The 1,631-nt window shown below is 48.6% G+C and carries 2 protein-coding genes and 1 pseudogene; all 3 read left to right on the forward strand.

Annotated elements, in window-relative coordinates; all coding sequences use genetic code 11:
• Window positions 1-5 precede the first annotated feature (5 nt).
• On the forward strand, window positions 6-230 hold the full coding sequence (gene yidD / locus WBV75_RS11110) for a membrane protein insertion efficiency factor YidD (RefSeq protein ID WP_424120673.1): 225 nt from the start codon (window positions 6-8) through the stop codon (window positions 228-230).
• Window positions 231-489: 259 nt separating this feature from the next.
• Window positions 490-1,458 carry a prolipoprotein diacylglyceryl transferase gene (gene lgt / locus WBV75_RS11115; protein ID WP_424120672.1) on the forward strand — a complete coding sequence of 323 codons (969 nt, stop codon included), beginning with the start codon at window positions 490-492 and terminating at the stop codon, window positions 1,456-1,458.
• A pseudogene (locus WBV75_RS11120) lies at window positions 1,445-1,631 on the forward strand (hypothetical protein); the annotation flags it as partial. The gene lgt and the pseudogene WBV75_RS11120, both read left to right, overlap by 14 nt.

Below are 1,631 nucleotides of genomic sequence, written 5' to 3' on the forward strand. Positions count from 1 at the left end.
ATAGGATTTTAGCTCTTTTTATTTCACTGATCCGGGGATACCAAAAGTATATTTCCCCCCTGACGCCTCCCAGTTGCAGATACCTCCCTACCTGTTCACAGTACTCCATAGAAGCCCTGCAAAAACATGGCCTTCGCAAAGGAGGATGGTTGGCACTTAAAAGAATTGGAAGTTGCCATCCGTGGGGTGGTTCCGGGTATGATCCTGTTCCCGAAAAGGATGACAACTAAGCCTGCGCGCCATCTCGCCTTTCGCTCGAAAGGTCCACCGGACCTTTCTGTTCCGCTCCAGCGCCATGGGGTGGTTCTGGCTACGATCCGGTTCCCGAAAAAGAGGATACATAGTGGAACGGGGTATTGTCACTATCACCGGAAAAGCCTGCCAAACCTCAGAGAGGTACTTCAGGGCCCTGATTGGTTTACGGCTAAAATAGAAAGCTCTGCAAGGATGCCGCGTTCGGATTTACTATCTTAGCCCCAAAAGCCGTCTATGTTTTTTTTAGGTTTTACCTGGAATCCCGATGACACTTTGTTCAAACTTGGATTCCTGCAGATTAAGTACTACAACCTGCTGTGGATAGTCGCCTTTGCGGTGGGCTGGTACATTATGAAACGTATTTTTGACCGGGAAGGGAGAAGCCGTGAAGAGTTGGATTCCCTTTTTGTTTATATGGTCCTCTCCACCATGCTGGGTGCCCGCCTGGGTCATGTCTTTTTTTACGACTGGGACTATTACCAGAATCATTTGATTGAAATTCTCCTGCCGATCCGCGAGCGTGCAGGAAGCGCCCTTTTCGGACTTATCAATGGGTACGAATTTACAGGATTTACAGGCCTTGCTTCTCATGGCGCGGCTATTGGTGTGATCATAGGAATGTACCTTTTTACACGGAAACACAAGGGTTTCAGTATCCTTTACCTCCTGGATCGCCTGGTAATACCTACAGCTCTGGGGGCATTTCTGGTACGCCTGGGGAATTTTTTCAATTCTGAAATCAACGGAAAAATTACGGAGGCTTCCTTTGTTCTGGGAACGCGTTTTGTGCGGGATTCCGATGACATGCCGGCGCGCAAGGCGATGGCCATCACAGGGGAGGACACCCCCAACGCCGCATATCACGCCCTGGAGGATAATCCTCAATTTTCGGAGTATTTAGAAGCGATTCCCTACCGCCATCCCTCCCAGCTCTATGAGGGCGTGCTGTATCTGGGCGTCTTTGCACTTTTGTATTACCTCTACTGGAAAACCTCGAAAAGAGACCAGCCGGGCTATTTGTTTGGGCTGTTTTTTGTCGCCTTGTGGACCATTCGATTTTTTGTCGAATTCGTTAAAAAGAGCCAGGGCGGATTCGAAGAAAGTCTTGGGTTGCTGAGCACCGGGCAGTGGCTGAGTCTCCCCTTTATAGCCATCGGGCTCTATTTTATGTTTCGTAAAACCAAATCCCATGTCGGTTCATAAATCCTTGATCCCGGGCCTCATAAGCCTTCTCTGTATTTTTTTATGCATCCAGGGTTGTAAAGACGGTCAGGATTCACCCCTGGATACCACACCTGTTGCCTTCTCCAAAGAAGGGGAATTACAGATTTTCAATACCGATACCGATTCTATTCGGGTAGCCCTGGATATTGAAT

Origin of the sequence: Robiginitalea sp. (assembly GCF_049588695.1) — a bacterium.
Classification (GTDB): Bacteria; Bacteroidota; Bacteroidia; order Flavobacteriales; family Flavobacteriaceae; genus Robiginitalea.